Origin of the sequence: Streptomyces roseicoloratus, from assembly GCF_004117935.1 — a bacterium.
GTDB classification, from domain to species: domain Bacteria; phylum Actinomycetota; class Actinomycetes; order Streptomycetales; family Streptomycetaceae; genus Streptomyces; species Streptomyces roseicoloratus.
Genome location: NZ_SDOY01000181.1, coordinates 26652 through 46265 on the forward strand (window position 1 = coordinate 26652; position 19614 = coordinate 46265).

The following is a 19614-nucleotide window of genomic DNA, read 5'->3' on the forward strand; positions in this document are numbered from 1 at the left end:
CGTCCGGACCAGAGCGGCGACGGGGACGGGCCGGGCCCCCTGGACCCCCGTCCCCGCCCGACCCGCCAGAATGGGAGGGGTGACCGACCTCACCGCCTTCTCCGCCCTGCTCGCCCCCGAGGGGCAGGCCCTCCTCGACGCGCTGCGCGACTACGACCCCGCCCAGGAGCTGGCGGTCGCCTCGCGACTGCGCCGCGACCACCCCGCCGAGCTCGTCTCGGCGGCGCTCGGGCAGGCCCGGCTGCGGCAGCGCGCGGTCGCGAAGTTCGGCGCCGAGGACGCCCACCGGATGTACTTCACGCCCCACGGCGTCGAGCAGTCCACGCGGGCGAGCGTCGGGACCCACCGGGCCGAGCGGATGCGGGCGCTCGGCGTGCGTGCCGTCGCCGACCTGTGCTCCGGCATCGGCGGCGACGCCGTCGCGCTGGCCCGGGCCGGGATCTCCGTGCTCGCCGTCGACCGCGACCCGGTGACCGCCGAGGCGGCCCGCGCCAACGCCGCCGCACTCGGCCTCGCGGACCTGATCGAGGTCCGCTGCGCCGACGTGACGGAGATCGACACCGGCTCGTACGACGCCGTGTTCGTCGACCCGGCGCGGCGCGGCGGCCGGGGCCGGATCTTCGACCCGGAGGCGTACTCGCCGCCGCTCTCCTGGGCGGTCGAGGCGGCCCGCAAGGCGCCGCACGCGGCGCTGAAGATCGCGCCGGGCGTTCCGCACGAGGCGGTGCCGGAGGAGGCCGAGGCGGAGTGGATCTCGGACGGCGGGGACGTGAAGGAGGCGGTGCTGTGGTTCGGCACCGAGCCGGGCGCGCGCCGCGCCACGCTGCTGCCCGGCGGCGCGTCGCTCACCGGGCGCGGACTGCCCGACCCGGCGGTCCGGCCCGTCGGCCGCTATCTGTACGAGCCGGACGGCGCCGTGATCCGCGCGCATCTGGTGGCCGAGGTCGCCGAGCAGCTCGGCGGCGGGCTGATCGACGAGACCATCGCGTACGTGACGGCGGACGAGCTGCGGCCCACGCCGTACGCCTCCGCCTACGAGATCACCGACGAACTGCCCTTCAACCTCAAGAAGTTGAAGGCCCTGCTGCGTGAACGCGAGGTCGGCACGCTGACGGTGAAGAAGCGCGGCTCGGCGGTCGAACCCGAGGAGATCCGCCGCAGGGTGAAGCCCAAGGGCCCCAACTCGGCGACGGTGCTGCTCACTCGGGTCGCGGGGGCGCCGACGATGCTGATCGGGGGTCCTGCCGCCGGGTGACGGGGCCGGTGACCCGGAGCGCCAGGCGGTAGTGCGAGACGGCCTTGGTGAGGCCGATCAGGCCGTTGATCCAGAAGACGAGCGCGACGCCCATGCCGTACGCGACGAGGCCGGAGCCGTCGTCCAGGCCGATGCCGCCGGCCTCCCGGGACGTGCCGGCCGGGACGGCGAAGCCCATCCACAGGCCGATGCCGCACATCGCGGCGGACAGCAGCATCCAGGTGACGCTGAGGGCGGGCGCCCGCAGCCGGGCGTCCGTGGGCCCGTGCCGGTCGAGGACCGCCCACCGCACCAGCCGCTCGCGCACGATCCGGTCCTGCCGCACGGACCGCGCGGTCAGCCACACCGCGGGCACGAGCACGCCCAGGCCGAACGCCGCGACGACCAGGCCGATGAACAGCGCGATGGGGTCGAGGATCGCGCCGCCGAGCGAGGTGAGCAGCACGCCGACCATGCCCCAGCCGAGCTGGAGCATCAGGAAGCAGCCCAGGAAGAGCGCGAGCCGTCCACCGCCGAGCAGCCGCCGCCCCAGCGCGTCGAGCGCCACCGCCCGGTCGGCGAGCCGCGCCTCGCGGTCGGGCCAGTTCTGGATCTCGGCGGGCGGAGGCGGCGGAGGCAGGGGTATGCGCGGCGACATGGACCGCAACCCTACCGAGCGGTCCGTTTCGCCCCGCCGTCCGGTCCTCCGCCCGCCTCCCGTCCGCTACTCCCCCGTCTCCGGGCCGAGTTCCCGCGCACGGCGGCGCAGCAGGTCCCGCTCCCGCTCGTTGCGGGCGAGTGCGGCCGCGCGCTCGAACGCCGCTCGCGCCTCGTCGGCGCGGCCCAGCCGGGCGAGGAGGTCGCCTCGGACGCCCGGCAGCAGGTGGTAGCGGTCCAGGGCGGGTCCCGCGGCGCCGGCGAGCGCGTCGACGAGCGCGAGTCCCGCGGCCGGTCCTTCGGCCATGGACACCGCGACCGCCCGGTTGAGTTCGACGACCGGCGAGGGCGCGACCGCGGCGAGCCGTCCGTAGAGCGCCGCGATGGTGGCCCAGTCCGTCTCCTCGTAGGCGGCCGCCCGGGCGTGGCAGACGGCGATCGCGGCCTGAAGGGCGTACGCCCCGTCGGCGCCGCCCAGCGCCACGGCCCGCTCCAGGGCGGCGAGGCCGCGCCGGATCAGCAGCCGGTTCCAGCGGGAGCGGTCCTGGTCGGCGAGCAGCACCGGCTCGCCGCCGGGTCCCGTGCGGGCCGCCGTGCGGGAGGCCTGGACCTCCAGGAGGGCGGCGAGCCCGTGCACCTCGCTCTCCTCCGGCATCAGCACGGCGAGCTGCCGGGCGAGCCGCAGGGCGTCCTCGCAGAGCGCCGGGCGCAGCAGGTCGTCGCCCGCGGTGGCCGCGTACCCCTCGTTGAAGACGAGGTAGACGACTTCGAGGACGGAGCCGAGGCGCGCGGCCCGGTCGGCGCCGTACGGGACCTCGAAGGCCACTCCCGCCCTCGCCAGCGTGCGTTTGGCGCGCACGATCCGCTGGGCCATCGTCGCCTCCGGTACGAGGAAGGCGCGGGCGATCTCGTCCGTGCGCAGCCCGCCGACGAGGCGCAGGCTCAGCGCCGTCCGGGCGGCGGCGGACAGCACCGGGTGGCAGACGGTGAAGACGAGCCGCAGCACGTCGTCGTCGATGTCGCCGGGGCCGGAGGGCTCCGGGTCGTACGACGCCTCCGTGAGCTCCCGGCCCGCCTCGGCGAGCTTGCGGGCGTAGGTCTCGCGGCGGCGCACGAGGTCGACCGCCCGGTGCCTGGCGGTGGCGGTCAGCCACGCTCCGGGCCGCTCGGGGACTCCGTCACGCGGCCACTGCTCCAGGGCGGCCACGAGCGCGTCCTGGGCGATCTCCTCGGCGATGCCGACGTCCCGGACGATCCTGGCCACGGTGGCGACGACACGGGCGGACTCCATCCGGAAGACCGTCTCCACCGTCTCCTCGACCGTGCCGCCGCGGGTCTGTGCCGTCACACCTCACATGACAGCACAGGGCACCGACAACGCGCCGGACCGGACCGCGCCGGACCCGACCGGACCGCGCCGGACCGGACCCGGCCGGCGGACCGGCCCTCACCGCCTCGGCCGCGCACGGACGGCCGGGTCCGTCCGGCCGGGCCCGGCTCAGTCGGCCGGCATCTCCTCGACCTCGCGGACCTCCAGGCCGACCTTCCACTGCTTCGGGTGGACCTCGAGGAAGCGCTTCCCCCACTCGACGGCCTCGGCCATGTCCTTGCACTGGAGCATGGCGTAGCCGCCGACGACCTCCTTGGTCTCGGTGAAGGGGCCGTCGGTGTACGAGATCCTCCCGTCGGACCAGGTGATCCTGGTCGCCTCGGCGGTCGGCCGGAGCCCGGCCGTGTCCACCATGGCGCCCGCCTTGGTGATCTCCTCGAACAGCGCGCCCATGCGCTCCTCGAAGCCGGGGTCGGCGGACTCCATGTCGATGGTGTTCTCCTCGATGCGGACGAGGGAGAGGAAGCGGGGCATGGTGACTCCTCGGGGTGCGGGTGGCGGGGCCGTTCCCCGCCTTCCACTCATACGTCGAACGGGCGGGCCCCGCATCGACACCCCGCCGGAAGATTCTTCCGGGACCCACGGGAACCACGGGACCCACAGGACCTACGGGGCCACGGGCCCACGGGCCCACGGGACCCACGGGAATCAGACGTAGTCCTCCAGGCGGGCCACCGTGAAGCCCTGTTCCTGGATGTGGCGGAGGAGGTTGGCCGTCATCTCGGTCATCGTGGTGCCCTTGAGCTCCGACGGGCCGCGGAAGTGGGCCAGGATGATGTCGCCGGGGTGGAGCTTCCGGTCGCCGCGCTGGTACTGCATGTTCTGGATCTGCATGGACTCGCGCCACAGCACGATCGCGTCCACGCCGCACTCCTTCGCCGCCGCGCGCGTGGCCTCGTTCCAGTTGCCGTACGGCGGGCGGAGCAGCCGCGGGCGCTCGCCGTAGCGCTGCGCCAGCTTCTCCTGCTGACCGCAGATCTCCCGGCGCTGGGCCTCCTGGGAGAGGGTGCGCAGGTTGGGATGGGTGAGGGTGTGGTTGGCGACGCCGTGGCCCTGGCCGACGAGCGGCTCGAAGTACGCGTAGTCGCCGCGGATCGCGGAGTCGGTGAGGAACATCGTCACCGGCACCTTGAGGTCCCGCATCATCGCGACGAACCCGGGGTCCTTCTCGGCGCCGTCGTCGATCGTGATGAAGACGATCTTCTCGTCGGTGGGGATGTCGCTGATGACCGGGACGGGGCCGCCGGCCGCCCGGGTCAGCGGCTTCTTCGCGGGCGGCGCGGGCGGCTCGGCGAAGGGCTTCAGGCCCCACTTGCGGTAGGCGGCGGCCCGCTGGTCGGCCGCCGACGGGGCCTCCGGGGCCTTGTCGCCCGCCGAAGGGGCCGCCGAGGGGGCCGCGGCGCCCGCCGGCGGGGCCGTGCGGTCGGGGGTGTCGGCGTCCGCCGCCGACGTGCAGCCGGTCGCGAACAGAGCAACGGCGGTCAGCGCCGCCCACAGCGCGAGGGTCTTCTTCACGCGCTGTGGGATGCCCGTTCCGAACGAAAGGTTGCCTTCGGTACGACTATCCGACTGATTCGAAGCGCCATCGGTGGACCGGACGGGTGATCAGGCCCGTGTCCGGCTCCGGCAGCTCCGGCAGCTCCGCGTCGAGCCCGTCCGCCGTCTCCCACCAGGTGAGGACGAGGACCCGGTCCTGCGGCGCGCGGAAGGTCTCACGGCGCAGCGGCTCGGCCGGGAGCGGCTGTGCCCGTGCCCAGTCGAGGAGTGCGGCGCCGCGGCCCTCGGCCGCCCGCGCCTCCCACATGAGGGTCACCGTCGTCACGAGTAGAGGTTCTCCTTGCTGACCTCGTGCACGTGGTCGTGATCGTGCGCGTGGGCGTGCGCACCCGGCACGTGCGACTCGGTCACCGGCAGCGAGGAGTCGGCCGACAGCTCCAGGTCGGAGGCGGCCCGCCCCCGGGCGACCATCTCGGCGCCCAGCGCCGCGACCATCGCGCCGTTGTCGGTGCACAGGCCCGGCCGCGGCACCCGCAGCCGGATGCCGGCCCGCTCGCAGCGCTCCTCGGCGAGGGCCCGCAGCCGCGAGTTCGCGGCCACGCCCCCGCCGATCATCAGGTGGTCGACGCCCTCGTCCTTGCACGCCCGGACGGCCTTGCGGGTCAGCACGTCGACGACCGCCTCCTGGAAGGACGCGGCGACGTCCCGTACCGGCACCTCCTCGCCCGCGTTCCGCCTGGCCTCGATCCAGCGGGCCACCGCGGTCTTCAGACCGGAGAAGGAGAAGTCGTACGCCGGGTCCTTGGCGCCCGTCAGTCCGCGTGGGAAGGCGATCGCCGCCGGGTCGCCCTCCTTCGCGAGCCGGTCGATGACCGGGCCGCCGGGGAAGCCGAGGTCGAGCACCCGGGCGATCTTGTCGAAGGCCTCGCCGGCCGCGTCGTCGATGGTCGCGCCCATGGGCCGCACGTCGGAGGTGATGTCGCTGGACAGCAGCAGCGAGGAGTGGCCGCCGGAGACCAGCAGGGCCATCGTCGGCTCGGGCAGCCGGCCGTGCTCCAGCTGGTCGACGCAGATGTGCGAGGCCAGGTGGTTGACGCCGTACAGCGGCTTGCCGAGCGCGTACGCGTACGCCTTGGCGGCGGAGACGCCGACGAGCAGCGCGCCCGCCAGGCCGGGCCCGGCGGTGACGGCGATGCCGTCCAGGTCGCGCGCGGACACCCCGGCCTGCTTCAGGGCGCGTTCGATCGTCGGGACCATCGCCTCCAGGTGCGCGCGGGAGGCGATCTCGGGCACGACGCCGCCGAAGCGGGCGTGGGTGTCGACGCTCGAGGCGACGGCGTCGGCGAGCAGGGTGGTGCCGTGGACGATGCCGACACCGGTCTCGTCGCAGGAGGTCTCGATGCCGAGCACGAGCGGTTCGTCAGCAGCCATCGGAATCAGTCTCAGTTTCAGTCTCAGTCGCTTGAACGGTGTGTCGCATCACGAGCGCGTCCACGTTGCCGGGCTGGTAGTAGCCGCGGCGGAAGCCGATGGGCTCGAAGCCGAAGCGCTCGTACAGCTTCTGGGCCCGGGTGTTGTCCACCCGCACCTCGAGCAGCACCTCCTCGCACTCGAAGGCCGTGGCGGCCTGGAGGAGGTCGGTGAGCAGCCGGGCGCCGAGGCCGGTGCCCCACTGGTCGCGGGCGACGGCGATGGTCTGCACGTCGCCGAGTCCGCCGGCGGCGGCGAGCCCGGCGTAGCCGACGAGCCGCCCGTCGGCCGGGTCCTCGGCGACGACGTAGTGGCGGGTGGCGCGCGGCCCGCGGGCGTGCGCGAGCTCCGACCAGAACATGCCCTCGGACCAGGCGTCCTCGGGGAACAGCTCCGCTTCGAGCGCGAGCACGGGCGCGATGTCCCACCAGCGCATCCCGCGCAGCACTGCCTGGGTCACGGCGGTCACTTCGGGGTGACCACCTTGTAGTTCTTCGGCACCTGGGCGTCGGGGCGGCGCAGGTACATGGGCAGCGGTTCGAGGAAGCCGGGCACGACGCCGCCGGTGCCGGCCTCCGTGCCCGCGCCGGTCTCCGTGTCGCCGGTGCCGGCGCCGGCGCCGGCGGCCAGCTTCTCGGCCGCGAGGGCGGCGAGCGCGGCGGCCGACTGGTGCTCGGGCTCCCGGGCGTCCGGGAACGCCTCCGGGTAGAGCCGGGCGCCCGCGCCCACCACCGGCAGCCCGGCGAGCCGCTCGGCGATGTCGGCGGGCCGGTCGACGGAGGCCTCCGAGACGCGCGTACGGGAGTTCTCGTACCGCGCCCAGTAGACCTCCTTGCGCCGCGCGTCCGTGGCGACGGCGAACGGCTCGTCGAGCCCGGCGGCGTAGGCGAGGCCGTCGAGCGTGCACAGGCCGTGCACCGGAACGCCCAGCGCGGAGGCGAAGGTGGCGGCCGTGACGAGGCCGACGCGCAGACCGGTGTACGGGCCGGGGCCGACGCCGACCACGAGTCCGGTCACCTTGTCGAGCGCCAGCCCGGCCTCCTTCAGGACCCGGTCGACGGCGGGCAGCAGCAGCTCCCCGTGCCGGCGGGCGTCGACCTGGCTCGACTGCGCGACGACGTTCTCTCCGTCGTGCAGGGCGACGGTGACGGCGGGTGTGGCGGTATCCATGGCGAGCAAGAGCACGCGAACAGCCTACGGCGCCGGAGCGGTGGGGCGTGTCCGCCGGGCGGCGCCCCGCCCGGGGCCCGGGACGGCTGCTACGGTCGGGCACCGATACGTAGGTAGATAGGTACGACAGAAGGTGGGCGCACGGTGGCAAGGAGCAGCTCGGGATTCGTGGCCGGGCTCACCGCGGCGGCCGTCGCCGTGATCGGCTTCCTCGCCTATCAGGCCTCGGCCACCGCGCCGTCGCCGGCCGATCTCGCGGCGCGGCCGTCGCAGACGAGCACGGCGCCGTCGGCGGCGCCGAGCGGACAGCCGGCGAAGCCGCAGAAGGACACGCTGGCACTGCCCGTGAGCTCCGGCACGGGAGAGCGCGTGGTGTACGCGCTGAAGGACCGCCGGGTGTGGCTGGTCGACGCGAAGAACCAGGTCACGCACACCTTCTCGGTGATGCCCAGCACCGTCTCGCCGCCGCCCGGCAGCTACGCGGTGACCTCGCGCTCCGGCGCGGTGCGCGGCTCGGACGGCACGCAGATCGAGCACGTGGTGCGGTTCGCGACGGTGCAGGACGTGACGATCGGCTTCAGCGCGGCGGTGGACGGCACGACGCCGACCCCGGACCCGACGAAGCGCACCGGCGGCATCCGCATGAAGCGCGCGGACGGCGACGCGATGTGGCGCTTCGCGTCGATCGGCTCGAAGGTCGTCGTCGTCTCGTAAGGACGTCGGCTCGTGACGGCGTCGTCTCGCCAGGCAGCGTCTCGCCGTAAGGACGGCGTCTCATCAGGGGGCGTCTCGCCACCGCGGCATCTCGTCCGGACGGCGTCTCGTCAGGGCGGCGTGCTCATCGGGACACGGCGGGCGGTCGGGGCCGCCGCCGGCCTCAGGCGGCCTGGTCGCGGACGAACCGGGGCGTCGCCCCGTGCTCGTCGTCCGGCGCGCCCGTCGCCGCGGTGCGCGGCCTGCGCGGCGGGGTCGAAACGGCGCTCGCCGCGGCGCAGGAGGCCAGCAGGTCGCGCATCGAGACCGTGTCCGCGGCGGCGTCCGGGACCGTGTCCGCCGTACGTGCCGCGCGCTCCGCCGTCGCCATGCCTGCCTCCCGTAGGTTAGGTACACCTAACCAGTCCGTGCGCCTCCATGTGACCACGGTTCGGAGTACCCGCGCAACATTTTGCCGACACGTTGTCGGAACCTACGGATATACGCGGCGCCCACACGGCGCCCACACGCCCGCGCACGCGCCGCGCGCCCTCAGACCAGCGCGAGCTCCTCGCCCGCCCACCGGCCGCCGATCCCGTTGAGCACGACGGTGCGCCGGTCGTCGTCCGTGTCGCCGACCACGCGGTGGATCAGGACGTGCAGCCGGTCGTCGGTCAGCTCCTCGACCTTGCCGTCGCCCCACTCGACCACCACCACCGAATCGGGCAGCGACACGTCGAGGTCCAGGTCCTCCATCTCGTCGAGACCGCCGCCGAGCCGGTACGCGTCGACGTGCACCAGCGCCGGGCCGCCGACCAGGGACGGGTGGACGCGGGCGATCACGAAGGTCGGCGAGGTGACCGCGCCCCGGACGCCCAGGCCCTCTCCGAGGCCGCGGGTCAGGGTGGTCTTGCCGGCGCCGAGCTCACCGGTGAGCATCACGAGGTCGCCGGGACGGAGCAGCTTCGCGAGGCGGCGGCCGAGCTCCTGCATCCGCTCGGGCGAGTCGACCTCGACGGTGGCCTGGTTGTGCGGTGTGTCCATGCCCGCCAACCTATCCGCCGTCGCGGCCCCGGCCGGAACCCGCCGTCTGCGGGTGCGGCACCGCGCCCGCCCGGACGAGCAGGTCGGCGATCCGGTCGGTGACGGCCTCGGGATGCTCCAGCATCACGAGGTGGCCGGCGTCGGGCACGATGACCAGCTCCGCGTCCGGCAGCAGACGCGCGATGGCCTCGGTGTGCGAGCTGGGCGTGACCAGGTCGTGGTCGCCGGCCAGGGCGAGCCCGGGGATCTCGAGGAAGGCGACCAGGGCGGCCGCCTTGTCGTGCTCGGCGAAGGCCGGATAGAACTCCGCGACGACGTCGATCGGCGTCGACTCGATCATCCGTTCCGCGAACCGGGCGACCGCCGGGTCCACGTCCTTCGACGAGAACGAGTACTTCTTGATCAGCCCGGCGAACAGGTCCGCGGTGGCCCGCCGGCCCCGCTCCACCAGCTCGGCCTGCGAGCCGAGCGCCCGCAGCACGCCCGGGAGGACCCGGCGCACCGCGTTGACGCCGGCCGTCGGCAGCCCGTAGGTGACCTCCCCGAGCCTTCCCGAGGACGTGCCCACGAAGCCGACGCCGACGACCCGCTCGCGGACGAACTCCGGGAAGCGGTCGGCGAGCGCCATGATCGTCATCCCGCCCATGGAGTGCCCGATCAGGACCAGCGGGCCCTCGGGCGCGGCGGCGTCGAGCACCGCCTTGAGGTCGCGGCCCAGCCGGTCGATGGAGACGGTCACGCCGTCGGGCCCGCGCCCGGAGCGGCCGTGGCTGCGCTGGTCCCAGTGGACGGTGCGGACCAGGCCGCGCAGCGCGGCGCGCTGGAAGTGCCAGGAGTCCTGGGAGAGGCAGTAGCCGTGGCTGAAGACGACGGTGACCGGCGCGGGCGTCTTGCGCCCGAAGAGCCGACGCCTGCGGGAGGCGACGGCCTCGGGAGGCACCGCGGGCCGCCCGGCGGCGGGGTGCTTCGGCGCGGCAGCGGAGGCCTTCGCCGCGGCCGCGGCCGGGCGGACCCCGTCGCCCCGGGCGGCCCCGCCGACCCCGCCGACCTCGTCGCCCCGGACGGACCCGCCCACCTCGCCGGCCCCGCCGACCCCGTCGACCTCGTCTACCTCGTCGCCCCGGGCGGGCCCGCCCACCCCGCCGGCCCCGTCGACCTCGTCGACCTCGTAGTAAAGCGTCGTCCCGTCGTCGGCGACCGCGCGCCCCGGTGTGCCGCGCAGGGCGCCGTACGGGCCCTCGGCGTCGAGTGCGAGCCGCGCCTTCTCCCGGACCGAACGGCCCACCGTCAGCCGCTCGACGGCGACGCCGGCCGCCGCGCCGGCGGCGAGCACGCCTATCGCGGCACCGGCCCAGCCCGCACGCCGCCAGGTGTCCTCGCCCACGGCGCCCTCCTCCCCTCGGCTACTCCCCCACGTAGACGCGCGGGACGCGCGCGCCGATCCGGGTGACGATCTCGTACGCGATGGTGTCGGCGGCCACGGCCCAGTCCTGCGCCGTCGGCTCGCCGCGGTCGCCGGGCCCGAACAGCACGGCCTCCGTGCCGGCCTCGGGCAGGTCGCCGTCGAGGTCGACGACGAACTGGTCCATGGCGACCCGCCCGGCCACCGTACGGACCCGGTCGCCGACCAGCACCGGCCCGCGGCCGGAGGCGTGGCGCGGGACGCCGTCCGCGTAGCCGAGCGGGATCAGGCCGAGGGTGGTCTCGCCGGGCGTGACGTAGTGGTGCCCGTACGAGACGCCGTGCCCGCCCGGCACCCGCTTGACCAGCGCGACGCTCGCCTTGAGCGACATCACGGGTCGCAGTCCCAGCTCGGCGGAGGTGCCGACCGCCGGGTCCGGCGACACGCCGTACATCGCGATGCCGGGCCTGACCAGGTCGAAGTGCGCCTCGGGGAGCGTGAGGGTGGCCGGCGAGTTCGCGATGTGCCGCACCTCGGGCCGGACACCGGCCTTCTCCGCGTGGTCGAGCATCGTGCGGAAGACGTCCAGCTGGGCCGGGATGGACGGGTGGCCGGGCTCGTCGGCGCAGGCGAAGTGCGACCACAGGCCGGTGACCCTGACCAGCCCCTGGGCCTCGGCCTTGAGCGCCTCGGTGACGAGTTCGGGCCAGTCGGCGGGCTGGCAGCCGTTGCGGCCGAGGCCGGTGTCGGCCTTCAGCTGGACGCGCGCGGGGCGGCCGACCGCCTGGGCGGCCTCGGTGACCTCCCGGAGCGCCCACGTCCCGCTCACCGACATGTCGAGGCCGGCCTCGATGCCCTCGGCCCACGGGTCGCCGGGCGTCCACAGCCAGCACATGATCCGGGCCTCGCGCAGCCCGGCCGCGCGCAGCGCCAGCGCCTCGTGCGGCGTGGCCGTACCGAGCCAGGTCGCCCCGGCGTCCAGCGCGGCGCGGGCGCAGCGCACGGCGCCGTGACCGTACGCGTCGGCCTTGACCACGGCCATCATCTGGACGTGCGGCGCGACGCGGGCACGCAGCGTGCGGACGTTCGCCCGGAGCGCGCCGAGGTCGATCTCGGCGCGGGCTCGGCGGTGTGGTGCTGTCTGAGTCATCGCGCCCAGTCTCTCAGGTGCCGGGCGCGGGGGCCGTCAGGCCTCGGGGCGGCTGCCGAAGACGTAGACGTGGTCGTCCTGGCGCAGCACGTTCCAGAGCTTCTCGGCGTGGGCGTACGACAGGTTCACGCAGCCCCGGCTTCCGGTGGGCGTGGCGATCTGGCCGTAGACGCCGTGGAAGGCCTGGCCGCCGTCGAAGAACTGGGCGAAGGGCATGGGCGTGTCGTAGAGGGAGGACCAGTGGTCCTTGTTGCGCCAGTAGACGGTGTGCCAGCCGGTCCGGGTGCGGTAGCCGGGCCGGCCGCTGCGGATGTTGACCACGTCGAACGTGACCTTCGTCCCCTTCTGCACCCACATCAGCTCGCGGGTGAGGTCGACGCAGGCGACGGTGTACGTCATGACGGGGCACCGCCCGGCGGCGTTGGGGTCCCGGCGGGCGGCGAGCAGTTCGGCGCGGGACCAGGTGACGGGGCCGGCGTAGCCGTTGGCCGGCTTGATCTTCTCGCGCTGCTGGAACGCGCGGATGGCCTCGCAGTCGGCGGTGGACTGACGGCCGTCCACGGGGAGCTTGAGCAGCCGTTCGACGCGCTGCTGGTGGGGCCCGGCCGCGGCGGTGCAGGCGGCGCCGACGGCGCTGCGCGGCAGGTACTCGACGAGTTCGTCGACCTCCTCCTCCGGCACGGGCACGGGCGTCGGCACCCCTCCTTCGGTCCGCTCGGGCGGCAGCACCTGGTCGGGCGTGTCCATCGGGTACTCGGCCCGCCCCGCCCCGGCGATCCCGGGCACGAGCACCTCCTCTCCGGGCCGGGGCGCGCCGGCGTCGGCGTCGGCGTCGGCGTCGGCAGGGGCTGTCGGGACCGCGGGGGGCGCGGGGGCGGAGACCGCGGGGGCGGGCAGGGCGGGGACGAGGACGGTGGCGAGGAGCGCGGCGGCCAGGCACCCGCGGCGCCGGGACCGGGCTCGGGATCGGGATCGGGATCGGGATCGGGATCGGGATCGGATGGTGGTGTTCACGCGCCCATCCCACGCCGCCGCTGCGGCGTCCGCCTGCGCTGCGCCACGAGCGGAGCAACGCTTTCGCCCGGGCGGGGGCGGAGGGGCAGGGACCCGGGCGGTTCAGCGGCGCCCCGCCCCGCCCCGGCGGTCGCACGACACCCCGTCGTGCGCGGTCTCACGACACCACGTCGTGCCACGCCTCCGGCAAGGCCGTCGCGACGTCGGTCGCGGTGATCGGGGACGTGCCGCCGGAGGCGCGGCGGGCCGCCAGGCCGTGGAGGTAGGCGGCGGCCGAGAGGGCGTCGGCGGGGAGCAGGCCGGCGGCCAGGAGGGAACCGGCCAGGCCGGAGAGGACGTCGCCGCTGCCGGCCGTCGCGAGCCAGGGCGTGCCCGTCGGGTTCACCCGGACCGGGCCCGTGCCGCCCGGACCGCAGACCAGCGTCGTGGAGCCCTTCAGGAGCACCGTCGCGCCGTATCGCTCCGCCAGTTCGCGGACCGCCGCGAGCCGGCCCGCCTCGACGTCCTCGCGGGCCGTGCCGAGCAGTGCCGCCGCCTCGCCCGCGTGCGGGGTGAGCAGGGTGGGCGCGGCGCGGGCGCGGACCTTCTCGGGGGTCAGGGCGCGCAGCCCGTCCGCGTCGACGAGGACCGGCACCTCGGAGGCGAGGACCTGGTCGACGGCCAGACCGCTGCCGGGGCCCTCGCCGAGACCGGGCCCGACGACCCAGGCCTGGACCCGGCCCGCCTTGTCCGGCGGCCCGCTGTGCACCAGCGTCTCCGGGTGGGCGGCGACGACCGCGTCGGCGGCGGGCCCGACGTACCGCACGGCGCCGGCCCCGCCGCGCAGCGCCCCGGCGACCGCGAGGACCGCGGCGCCGGGATAGCGGGCGGAGCCGGCGACCAGGCCGACGACCCCGCGCCGGTACTTGTCGCTCTCCGCCGCCGGCTCGGGCAGCAGCCGCGCCACGTCCTCGTGCTGCAGCGCCTCCAGGTCGGGCGCGCCCGGCAGGCCGAGCCCGATGTCGACGAGCCGGAGCGCGCCCGCGTACTCCCGTCCCGGGTCGACGAGGAGCCCCGGCTTGTACGTGCCGAAGGTGATCGTCGCGTCGGCGCGCAGCGCCTCGCCCGCGACCTCCCCGGTGTCGGCGTCGACGCCGCTCGGCAGGTCGACGGCGACGACGACCGCGTCCGATCCGCGCGCCGCCCGGGCCACCGGCACCGCCTCGGGCCGCAGCCCGCCCCGCCCGCCGATCCCGGTGATCCCGTCCAGGACCAGATCGGCGGCGGCCAGCACGTCGTACGGGTCGTCCGCGATCCGCCCGCCCGCCGCCCTCAGCGCGGCCAGGCCCGCCTCGTGCGCCCGGGAGCCGAGCAGCACCGCGGTGACCCCGGCGCCGCGCCGGGCGAGCCGGGCGCCGGCGTGGAGGGCGTCACCGCCGTTGTCGCCGCTGCCGGCGAGGACGACGACCCGCGCCCCGTACACCCGGCCGCGGCCGAGCAGCGAGCAGCAGGCGGCGGCGAGTCCGGCCGCGGCCCGCTGCATCAGGGCGCCCTCCGGCAACCGGGCCATCAGCTCGGCCTCGGCGGCCCGTACGGTCTCCACACGATGAGCGGTACGCATGGGTCAACCCTCCGCGATCACCACCGCCGACGCCACTCCCGCGTCGTGACTGAGGGACACGTGCCAGTGCTTGACGCCGAGTTCGGCGGCCCGTGCGGCGACCGTGCCCCGGACCCGCAGCCGTGGCTGCCCGCTGTCCTCGACGTACACCTCGGCATCGGTCCAGTGCAGGTTGCCGGGCGCGCCGAGGGCCTTGGCCAGCGCCTCCTTCGCGGCGAACCGCACCGCGAGGGAGGCGGGCCCGCGCCGCTCGCCGCTGGGCAGCAGCAGTTCGCGCTCGACGAAGAGGCGCTGCAGCAGCCCCGGTGTCCGTTCCAGCGACGCGGCGAAGCGGTCGATCTCCGCCACGTCGATCCCCACCCCGATGATCATCCGTTCACTGCCTCACTCGCTCGCTCACTGCCCCGCTCGCCGTCTCACTGCCCCGCCGCCCGACTGTCTCGCCGCCCGACTGCCCCGCCGCCCGACTGCCTCGCCGCCCCACTGCCTCACTGCTCGCCGCCCCGCTCGTCCGCTCACTCCACCGTCACGGACTTGGCCAGGTTGCGCGGCTGGTCCACCTCGTTGCCCCGGGCCGTCGCCAGTTCGCAGGCGAAGACCTGCAGCGGCACGGTGGAGACCAGCGGCTGGAGCAGCGTGGGCGTGGCGGGGACGCGGATGAGGTGGTCGGCGTACGGGACGACCGCCTCGTCGCCCTCCTCCGCGATCACGATGGTCCGCGCGCCGCGCGCCCGGATCTCCTGGATGTTGGAGACGATCTTGTCGTGGAGGACGGACCGGCCGCGCGGCGAGGGGACGACCACGACGACCGGCAGGTCCTCCTCGATCAGGGCGATCGGCCCGTGCTTGAGCTCGCCCGCCGCGAAGCCCTCGGCGTGCATGTAGGCGAGTTCCTTGAGCTTGAGCGCGCCCTCCAGGGCGACCGGGTAGCCGACGTGCCGGCCGAGGAACAGCACGGTGTCCTTGTCGGCGAGGGAGCGGGCCAGGGCCCGTACCGGCTCCATGGTGTCCAGGACCCGCTCGACCTCGTCGCCGATCCTCGCCAGCTCGCGGACCACGGCGTGGATCTCGTCGCCCCACTTGGTGCCGCGCACCTGCCCGAGGTACAGCGCGAGCAGGTAGCAGGCGACGAGCTGGGTCAGGAAGGCCTTGGTGGACGCGACGGCGACCTCGGGCCCGGCGTGGGTGTAGAGCACGGCGTCGGACTCGCGCGGGATGGTCGAGCCGTTGGTGTTGCACACGGCGAGGACCTTGGCGCCCTGCTCGCGGGCGTGCCGCAGCGCCATCAGGGTGTCCATGGTCTCGCCGGACTGGGAGATGGCGATGACGAGGGTCCGCTGGCCGAGGATCGGGTCGCGGTAGCGGAACTCGCTGGCGAGCTCGACCTCGCAGGGGATGCGGGTCCAGTGCTCGATCGCGTACTTGGCGATGAGCCCGGCGTGGAACGCGGTGCCGCACGCGATGATGACGATCTTGTCGGCCTCGCGGAGCACGGCGTCGGGGATGCGCACCTCGTCGAGGCGGAGGTGGCCGTCGGCGCCGATCCGGCCGAGGAGGGTGTCGGCGACCGCCTTGGGCTGCTCGGCGATCTCCTTGAGCATGAAGTAGTCGTAGCCGCCCTTCTCGGCGGCGGAGGCGTCCCAGTCGACGTGGTACGCCCGTACGTCGGCGGGGGCGCCGTCGAAGTCGGTGACCGTGACGCCCTCGCGGGTGAGCTCCACGACCTGGTCCTGGCCGAGTTCGATGGCCGAGCGGGTGTGGGCGATGAAGGCGGAGACGTCGGAGGCGAGGAAGTTCTCGCCCTCGCCGACGCCGACGACGAGCGGCGAGTTGCGGCGGGCGCCGACGACGACGTCGGGCTGGTCGGCGTGGACGGCGACGAGCGTGAAGGCGCCGTCGAGGCGCCGGCACACGAGCCGCATGGCCTCGGCGAGGTCGCCGACGGAGGAGAACTCCTCGGCGAGCAGATGGGCCACGACCTCGGTGTCCGTCTCGGACAGCAGGTCGTGGCCGCGCTCGGCCAGTTCGGTCCTGAGGGCGGCGAAGTTCTCGATGATGCCGTTGTGGACGACGGCGACGCGGCCCGCGTTGTCGAGGTGCGGATGCGCGTTGGCGTCGGTGGGGCCGCCGTGGGTGGCCCACCGGGTGTGTCCGATGCCGGTGGAGCCGCTCGACAGCGGCCGGTCCACCAGCTCCTTCTCCAGGTTGACGAGCTTGCCGGCCTTCTTGGCCGCGGCGAGGCCGCCGTCGGAGAGCACCGCGACCCCGGCCGAGTCGTAGCCGCGGTACTCGAGCCGCTTGAGGCCTGCGATCACCACATCGAGCGCCGACTGCCCGCCGACGTATCCCACGATTCCGCACATGGCGGCAGCCTACGGCCGAACACCCCGGACCGGCCGGACTCGGATCGGCTCGGCCGCGGCATGTCCGTGCTCTCCCGGCACCTTGCCCGTGCCGTGCCCGTGCCTTGCCCGTGCCGTGCCCGTGCGTGCCTTGCCTGTGCCCTGCCCATGCCCCGCCCGTGCACCGGGGCGTGCACCCGGCCGGAGGCGGGGTGGATCAGCGCAGCTTGGCGGCCTGCGCGTCGATGACGGCCGTCGGCAGTTCATTGACCTCGCCGCCCAGGCTCAGGGTCGAGAAGCCGGCCAGGTTGTTGCCCTTGCGGAAGACGACGAGCTTGGTGACGAAGGTCTCGCCCTCGTTCTCGCTGGTGACGGTCCAGGCCAGGGCCTCGTCACCGGCGGTCACGGTCTCCGGGGTGACCTTGGAGACCGTGCTCTTGCTGCCGCCGCCGTGGACGGTGAAGCCGCCCGCGCAGTCGGTGCCGGCGGTCTTGAGGGCGGCGAAGGCCTGCTGGGCGCCCTCCCCCGCGTACGACCCGAGGGTCACGGACGTGATGGGCGCGGCGAGGGCGCCGAGGGCGTCGTCGACGGAGCCGGTCTTCTTGTCGGGGACCTGGATCGCCTTGCGCTGGGCGCTGGCGCCCGGGGTGCCGGGCGCGGCGGTGGCGAAGGCCTCGGCCAGCGGCTCGCACACGGCCTTGTCGGCGCTGACGTCGCCGGCGTTCAGGACCTGACCGGCCTTGGCCTTCTGGACCTGGTAGCCCGTGAGGTCCGCCTGCTCGACGACGAGCTTGTCCAGTTCGGCGGCGGAGAGCGCCTTGACGTCCGGCTTCGCCGCGGCCGACGCGGACGCGTCCGCCTTGCCGGTGTCCTCCTTCTTCTTCTCCTCGCCACCGCAGGCGGTGAGGAGGAGGGCGAGGGAGGTGACCGCGGCGGCGGCCGCGGTACGGCGAAGGACGGTGATGGCCATGGGTTCGAAACTCTCTGCTCGACGCGAATCTGTGAGCACCCTATGCGCCGGAGCCACCCGCCGATCATCGAATTACCCGCCGCAAACAGGGACGTTGTCGCCTTCCGGGGCATGCCCTAGCCTGTGGATCTGATCACATCAGGCGGTGCGCCCGGTGCGGCACTCAGGACCACACACGGGCAAGAGAAGGCGGTCGATGATGTCCGGTACGGAGTCCTCCGACTACACCCGGCGGCTTGCGCGGCTGGAGAACTCGGGGATCAAGAGGCTGCTGCCCACTCAGGCCCCGTACCGGTGGAACCTGAAGCGGCTCGGTCTCGGCCGGGTCCTCGACGTCGGCTGCGGTCTCGGCCGGAACCTCCTGAACTGCGGACCGGACAGCGTCGGCGTCGACCACAACGAGACCTCCGTCGCGACCTGCCGTGACCGGGGTCTGACCGCCTACACACCGGACGAACTCGCCGAGGCCCCGGACTGCGGCCCCGGGTCCTTCGACAGCCTGCTCTGCGCGCACGTCCTGGAGCACATGGACGAGACCCTCGGGAACACGATCCTGGAGCAGTACCTGCCGCTGGTGAAGCCGGGCGGCTCGGTCGTCCTGATCTGCCCGCAGGAGGCCGGCTACAAGACCGACGCCACCCATGTGCGGTTCGTCGACTTCGACGGGCTGCGTGCACACGCCGAGAAGGCCGGACTGACCGTCGAGCGCACCTACTCGTTCCCGTTCTCCCGGCCGGTCGGCAAGGTCTTCCCGTACAACGAGTTCGTCCTGGTGGGCAGGATCGCCCCCTGAGGCGGGCAACCCCCGGCGTTCCGCCGCGGTCGTCGCGCGCGGGCGGACCCGGCGCCCGCGCCACGTGACCCACCCCACCACCCCCGGTCCCCCACGACCGCCGCTCAGCCACGACAATGGCGGGGTGATCACTTCGCCGCCACGAAGCTCCAGCGGAAACGGACACGGGAACCCGACCGGCAGCGGTGCCGGTACGGGGGGCCGCAAGGCCCCCGAGCCGACGCCGTACGTCGACCTCACCCGTGCCGAGTGGAGCGCGCTGCGCGACAAGACGCCGCTGCCGCTGACCGCCGACGAGGTCGAGCGGCTGCGGGGACTCGGCGACGTCATCGACCTCGACGAGGTCCGCGACATCTACCTGCCGCTGTCCCGGCTGCTCAACCTGTACGTACAGGCCACCAGCGGGCTGCGCGGGGCCCTGAACACCTTCCTCGGCGAGAAGGCCGAGCAGCGCGGCACCCCCTTCGTCATAGGGGTGGCCGGCTCCGTCGCCGTCGGCAAGTCGACCGTCGCCCGGCTCCTGGAGGCGCTGCTCGCGCGCTGGCCCGAGCACCCGCGGGTGGAGCGGATCACCACCGACGGCTTCCTCTACCCGATGGAGGAGCTGAAGGCCCGCGGCCTGATGTCCCGCAAGGGCTTCCCCGAGTCCTACGACCGGCGGGCGCTCACCCGCTTCGTCGCGGACGTGAAGGCCGGCAAGGAGGAGGTCAGCGCGCCCGTCTACTCGCACCTGATCTACGACCGGGTGCCGGACGAGAAGCTGGTCGTGCGCCGCCCCGACATCCTCATCGTCGAGGGGCTCAACGTCCTGCAGCCCGCGCTGCCCGGCAAGGACGGCCGCACCCGGGTGGGCCTGGCCGACTACTTCGACTTCTCGGTGTACGTGGACGCCCGGGCCGAGGACGTCGAGCACTGGTACCTCAACCGGTTCCGCAAGCTGCGCGAGACCGCCTTCCAGGACCCGTCCTCGTACTTCCGGCGCTGGACCCAGGTCTCCGAGGAGGAGGCCCTGGACTACGCGCGCACCATGTGGCGGACCGTCAACAAGGTGAACCTCCTGGAGAACGTGGCCCCCACCCGCGGCCGCGCCACGCTCGTGCTCCGCAAGGGCCCCGACCACAAGGTGCAGCGCCTCAGCCTCCGTAAGCTCTGAGGGCGCTGCACCTCCGGCTCATCGTCCCGCCCGAC

21 protein-coding genes are annotated in these 19614 nt (G+C 74.3%); 4 read left to right on the top strand and 17 right to left on the bottom strand.

Translation table 11 applies throughout. The features are described 5' to 3' along the window. The first annotated feature begins 70 nt into the window (after window positions 1–70). Complete coding sequence (locus tag ESG85_RS34415; protein WP_128985100.1) at window positions 71–1255, top strand: THUMP-like domain-containing protein; 1185 nt, start codon at window positions 71–73, stop codon at window positions 1253–1255. Here the strand turns inward: ESG85_RS34415 and ESG85_RS34420 are convergent. The 8 genes from ESG85_RS34420 to tsaB form a co-directional block, all read right to left on the bottom strand. Next, the gene (locus tag ESG85_RS34420; protein WP_128985101.1) at window positions 1200–1892 is read right to left on the bottom strand and encodes a hypothetical protein; all 693 of its coding nucleotides are present in this window, start codon (window positions 1890–1892) and stop codon (window positions 1200–1202) included. The genes ESG85_RS34415 and ESG85_RS34420 overlap by 56 nt on opposite strands. A 66-nt stretch (window positions 1893–1958) precedes the next feature. After that, window positions 1959–3182, bottom strand: coding sequence for an RNA polymerase sigma factor (locus tag ESG85_RS34425; RefSeq protein ID WP_128985146.1), 1224 nt, complete (start codon window positions 3180–3182; stop codon window positions 1959–1961). Window positions 3183–3389: 207 nt separating this feature from the next. After that, on the bottom strand, window positions 3390–3755 hold the full coding sequence (locus ESG85_RS34430) for a YciI family protein (protein WP_128985102.1): 366 nt from the start codon (window positions 3753–3755) through the stop codon (window positions 3390–3392). Between the two features lie 174 nt (window positions 3756–3929). Beyond that, window positions 3930–4796, bottom strand: a complete 867-nt coding sequence (locus tag ESG85_RS34440; protein ID WP_128985103.1) for a polysaccharide deacetylase family protein — start codon at window positions 4794–4796, stop codon at window positions 3930–3932. Window positions 4797–4842: 46 nt separating this feature from the next. Beyond that, on the bottom strand, window positions 4843–5103 hold the full coding sequence (locus ESG85_RS34445; protein WP_246095573.1) for a hypothetical protein: 261 nt from the start codon (window positions 5101–5103) through the stop codon (window positions 4843–4845). Continuing rightward, window positions 5100–6209, bottom strand: a complete 1110-nt coding sequence (gene tsaD, locus ESG85_RS34450) for a tRNA (adenosine(37)-N6)-threonylcarbamoyltransferase complex transferase subunit TsaD (RefSeq protein ID WP_128985104.1) — start codon at window positions 6207–6209, stop codon at window positions 5100–5102. Before tsaD ends, ESG85_RS34445 begins: the two co-directional genes overlap by 4 nt. Then, window positions 6199–6684 carry a ribosomal protein S18-alanine N-acetyltransferase gene (gene rimI, locus ESG85_RS34455; protein WP_181019195.1) on the bottom strand — a complete coding sequence of 162 codons (486 nt, stop codon included), beginning with the start codon at window positions 6682–6684 and terminating at the stop codon, window positions 6199–6201. The genes tsaD and rimI overlap by 11 nt, the downstream gene beginning before the upstream one ends. A 29-nt stretch (window positions 6685–6713) precedes the next feature. Then, window positions 6714–7433, bottom strand: coding sequence for a tRNA (adenosine(37)-N6)-threonylcarbamoyltransferase complex dimerization subunit type 1 TsaB (gene tsaB, locus ESG85_RS34460; protein WP_128985105.1), 720 nt, complete (start codon window positions 7431–7433; stop codon window positions 6714–6716). 129 nt (window positions 7434–7562) lie between these two features. Here tsaB and ESG85_RS34465 point away from each other — a divergent pair, with 129 nt between their 5' ends. Further along, window positions 7563–8132: a hypothetical protein gene (locus tag ESG85_RS34465; RefSeq protein ID WP_246095575.1), complete on the top strand. Its 570-nt coding sequence runs from the start codon at window positions 7563–7565 to the stop codon at window positions 8130–8132. Between the two features lie 163 nt (window positions 8133–8295). Here the strand turns inward: ESG85_RS34465 and ESG85_RS34470 are convergent, their stop codons facing one another. The 9 genes from ESG85_RS34470 to ESG85_RS34510 all read right to left on the bottom strand — a co-directional run bounded on the left by ESG85_RS34470 (window position 8296) and on the right by ESG85_RS34510 (window position 17633). Further along, on the bottom strand, window positions 8296–8502 hold the full coding sequence (locus ESG85_RS34470; protein ID WP_128985106.1) for a hypothetical protein: 207 nt from the start codon (window positions 8500–8502) through the stop codon (window positions 8296–8298). 161 nt (window positions 8503–8663) lie between these two features. Beyond that, on the bottom strand, window positions 8664–9155 hold the full coding sequence (gene tsaE, locus ESG85_RS34475) for a tRNA (adenosine(37)-N6)-threonylcarbamoyltransferase complex ATPase subunit type 1 TsaE (protein WP_128985107.1): 492 nt from the start codon (window positions 9153–9155) through the stop codon (window positions 8664–8666). A 10-nt stretch (window positions 9156–9165) separates the two neighbouring features. Then, complete coding sequence (locus ESG85_RS34480; protein WP_128985108.1) at window positions 9166–10539, bottom strand: alpha/beta fold hydrolase; 1374 nt, start codon at window positions 10537–10539, stop codon at window positions 9166–9168. A 19-nt stretch (window positions 10540–10558) separates the two neighbouring features. Then, window positions 10559–11707 carry an alanine racemase gene (gene alr, locus ESG85_RS34485; protein WP_128985109.1) on the bottom strand — a complete coding sequence of 383 codons (1149 nt, stop codon included), beginning with the start codon at window positions 11705–11707 and terminating at the stop codon, window positions 10559–10561. Between the two features lie 36 nt (window positions 11708–11743). Beyond that, on the bottom strand, window positions 11744–12493 hold the full coding sequence (locus tag ESG85_RS34490; protein ID WP_309548524.1) for a L,D-transpeptidase family protein: 750 nt from the start codon (window positions 12491–12493) through the stop codon (window positions 11744–11746). Window positions 12494–12878: 385 nt separating this feature from the next. Continuing rightward, window positions 12879–14321, bottom strand: a complete 1443-nt coding sequence (locus tag ESG85_RS34495) for an NAD(P)H-hydrate dehydratase (RefSeq protein WP_128985110.1) — start codon at window positions 14319–14321, stop codon at window positions 12879–12881. A 3-nt stretch (window positions 14322–14324) separates the two neighbouring features. After that, window positions 14325–14693, bottom strand: coding sequence for a holo-ACP synthase (locus tag ESG85_RS34500; RefSeq protein WP_128985111.1), 369 nt, complete (start codon window positions 14691–14693; stop codon window positions 14325–14327). 143 nt (window positions 14694–14836) lie between these two features. Then, window positions 14837–16684 (bottom strand): glutamine--fructose-6-phosphate transaminase (isomerizing), encoded by a 1848-nt coding sequence (gene glmS / locus ESG85_RS34505; protein WP_128985112.1) that lies wholly within the window; start codon window positions 16682–16684, stop codon window positions 14837–14839. A gap of 196 nt (window positions 16685–16880) precedes the next feature. Next, on the bottom strand, window positions 16881–17633 hold the full coding sequence (locus ESG85_RS34510) for a hypothetical protein (protein ID WP_128985113.1): 753 nt from the start codon (window positions 17631–17633) through the stop codon (window positions 16881–16883). A gap of 196 nt (window positions 17634–17829) precedes the next feature. Between ESG85_RS34510 and ESG85_RS34515 the strand changes: the two genes are divergently transcribed. Both ESG85_RS34515 and coaA read left to right on the top strand, forming a co-directional pair. Further along, window positions 17830–18426: a class I SAM-dependent methyltransferase gene (locus ESG85_RS34515; RefSeq protein WP_246095577.1), complete on the top strand. Its 597-nt coding sequence runs from the start codon at window positions 17830–17832 to the stop codon at window positions 18424–18426. A 124-nt stretch (window positions 18427–18550) separates the two neighbouring features. After that, entirely contained in the window at window positions 18551–19579 is a 1029-nt protein-coding gene (coaA, locus tag ESG85_RS34520; protein ID WP_128985114.1) for a type I pantothenate kinase, read from the top strand. Window positions 19580–19614 lie beyond the last annotated feature (35 nt).

What these genes read in the sequence shown, in the direction of transcription:
- ESG85_RS34515 (WP_246095577.1), top strand. Translation starts at nt 17,830, where the DNA reads ATGATGTCCGGTACGGAGTCCTCCGACTACACCCGGCGGCTTGCGCGG.
- tsaD (WP_128985104.1), bottom strand. Translation starts at nt 6,209, where the DNA reads ATGGCTGCTGACGAACCGCTCGTGCTCGGCATCGAGACCTCCTGCGAC.
- ESG85_RS34510 (WP_128985113.1), bottom strand. Translation starts at nt 17,633, where the DNA reads ATGGCCATCACCGTCCTTCGCCGTACCGCGGCCGCCGCCGCGGTCACC.
- tsaE (WP_128985107.1), bottom strand. Translation starts at nt 9,155, where the DNA reads ATGGACACACCGCACAACCAGGCCACCGTCGAGGTCGACTCGCCCGAG.
- glmS (WP_128985112.1), bottom strand. Translation starts at nt 16,684, where the DNA reads ATGTGCGGAATCGTGGGATACGTCGGCGGGCAGTCGGCGCTCGATGTG.
- ESG85_RS34470 (WP_128985106.1), bottom strand. Translation starts at nt 8,502, where the DNA reads ATGGCGACGGCGGAGCGCGCGGCACGTACGGCGGACACGGTCCCGGAC.
- ESG85_RS34495 (WP_128985110.1), bottom strand. Translation starts at nt 14,321, where the DNA reads ATGCGTACCGCTCATCGTGTGGAGACCGTACGGGCCGCCGAGGCCGAG.
- ESG85_RS34420 (WP_128985101.1), bottom strand. Translation starts at nt 1,892, where the DNA reads ATGTCGCCGCGCATACCCCTGCCTCCGCCGCCTCCGCCCGCCGAGATC.
- ESG85_RS34500 (WP_128985111.1), bottom strand. Translation starts at nt 14,693, where the DNA reads ATGATCATCGGGGTGGGGATCGACGTGGCGGAGATCGACCGCTTCGCC.
- alr (WP_128985109.1), bottom strand. Translation starts at nt 11,707, where the DNA reads ATGACTCAGACAGCACCACACCGCCGAGCCCGCGCCGAGATCGACCTC.
- rimI (WP_181019195.1), bottom strand. Translation starts at nt 6,684, where the DNA reads ATGCGCTGGTGGGACATCGCGCCCGTGCTCGCGCTCGAAGCGGAGCTG.
- ESG85_RS34430 (WP_128985102.1), bottom strand. Translation starts at nt 3,755, where the DNA reads ATGCCCCGCTTCCTCTCCCTCGTCCGCATCGAGGAGAACACCATCGAC.
- ESG85_RS34425 (WP_128985146.1), bottom strand. Translation starts at nt 3,182, where the DNA reads ATGGAGTCCGCCCGTGTCGTCGCCACCGTGGCCAGGATCGTCCGGGAC.
- ESG85_RS34415 (WP_128985100.1), top strand. Translation starts at nt 71, where the DNA reads ATGGGAGGGGTGACCGACCTCACCGCCTTCTCCGCCCTGCTCGCCCCC.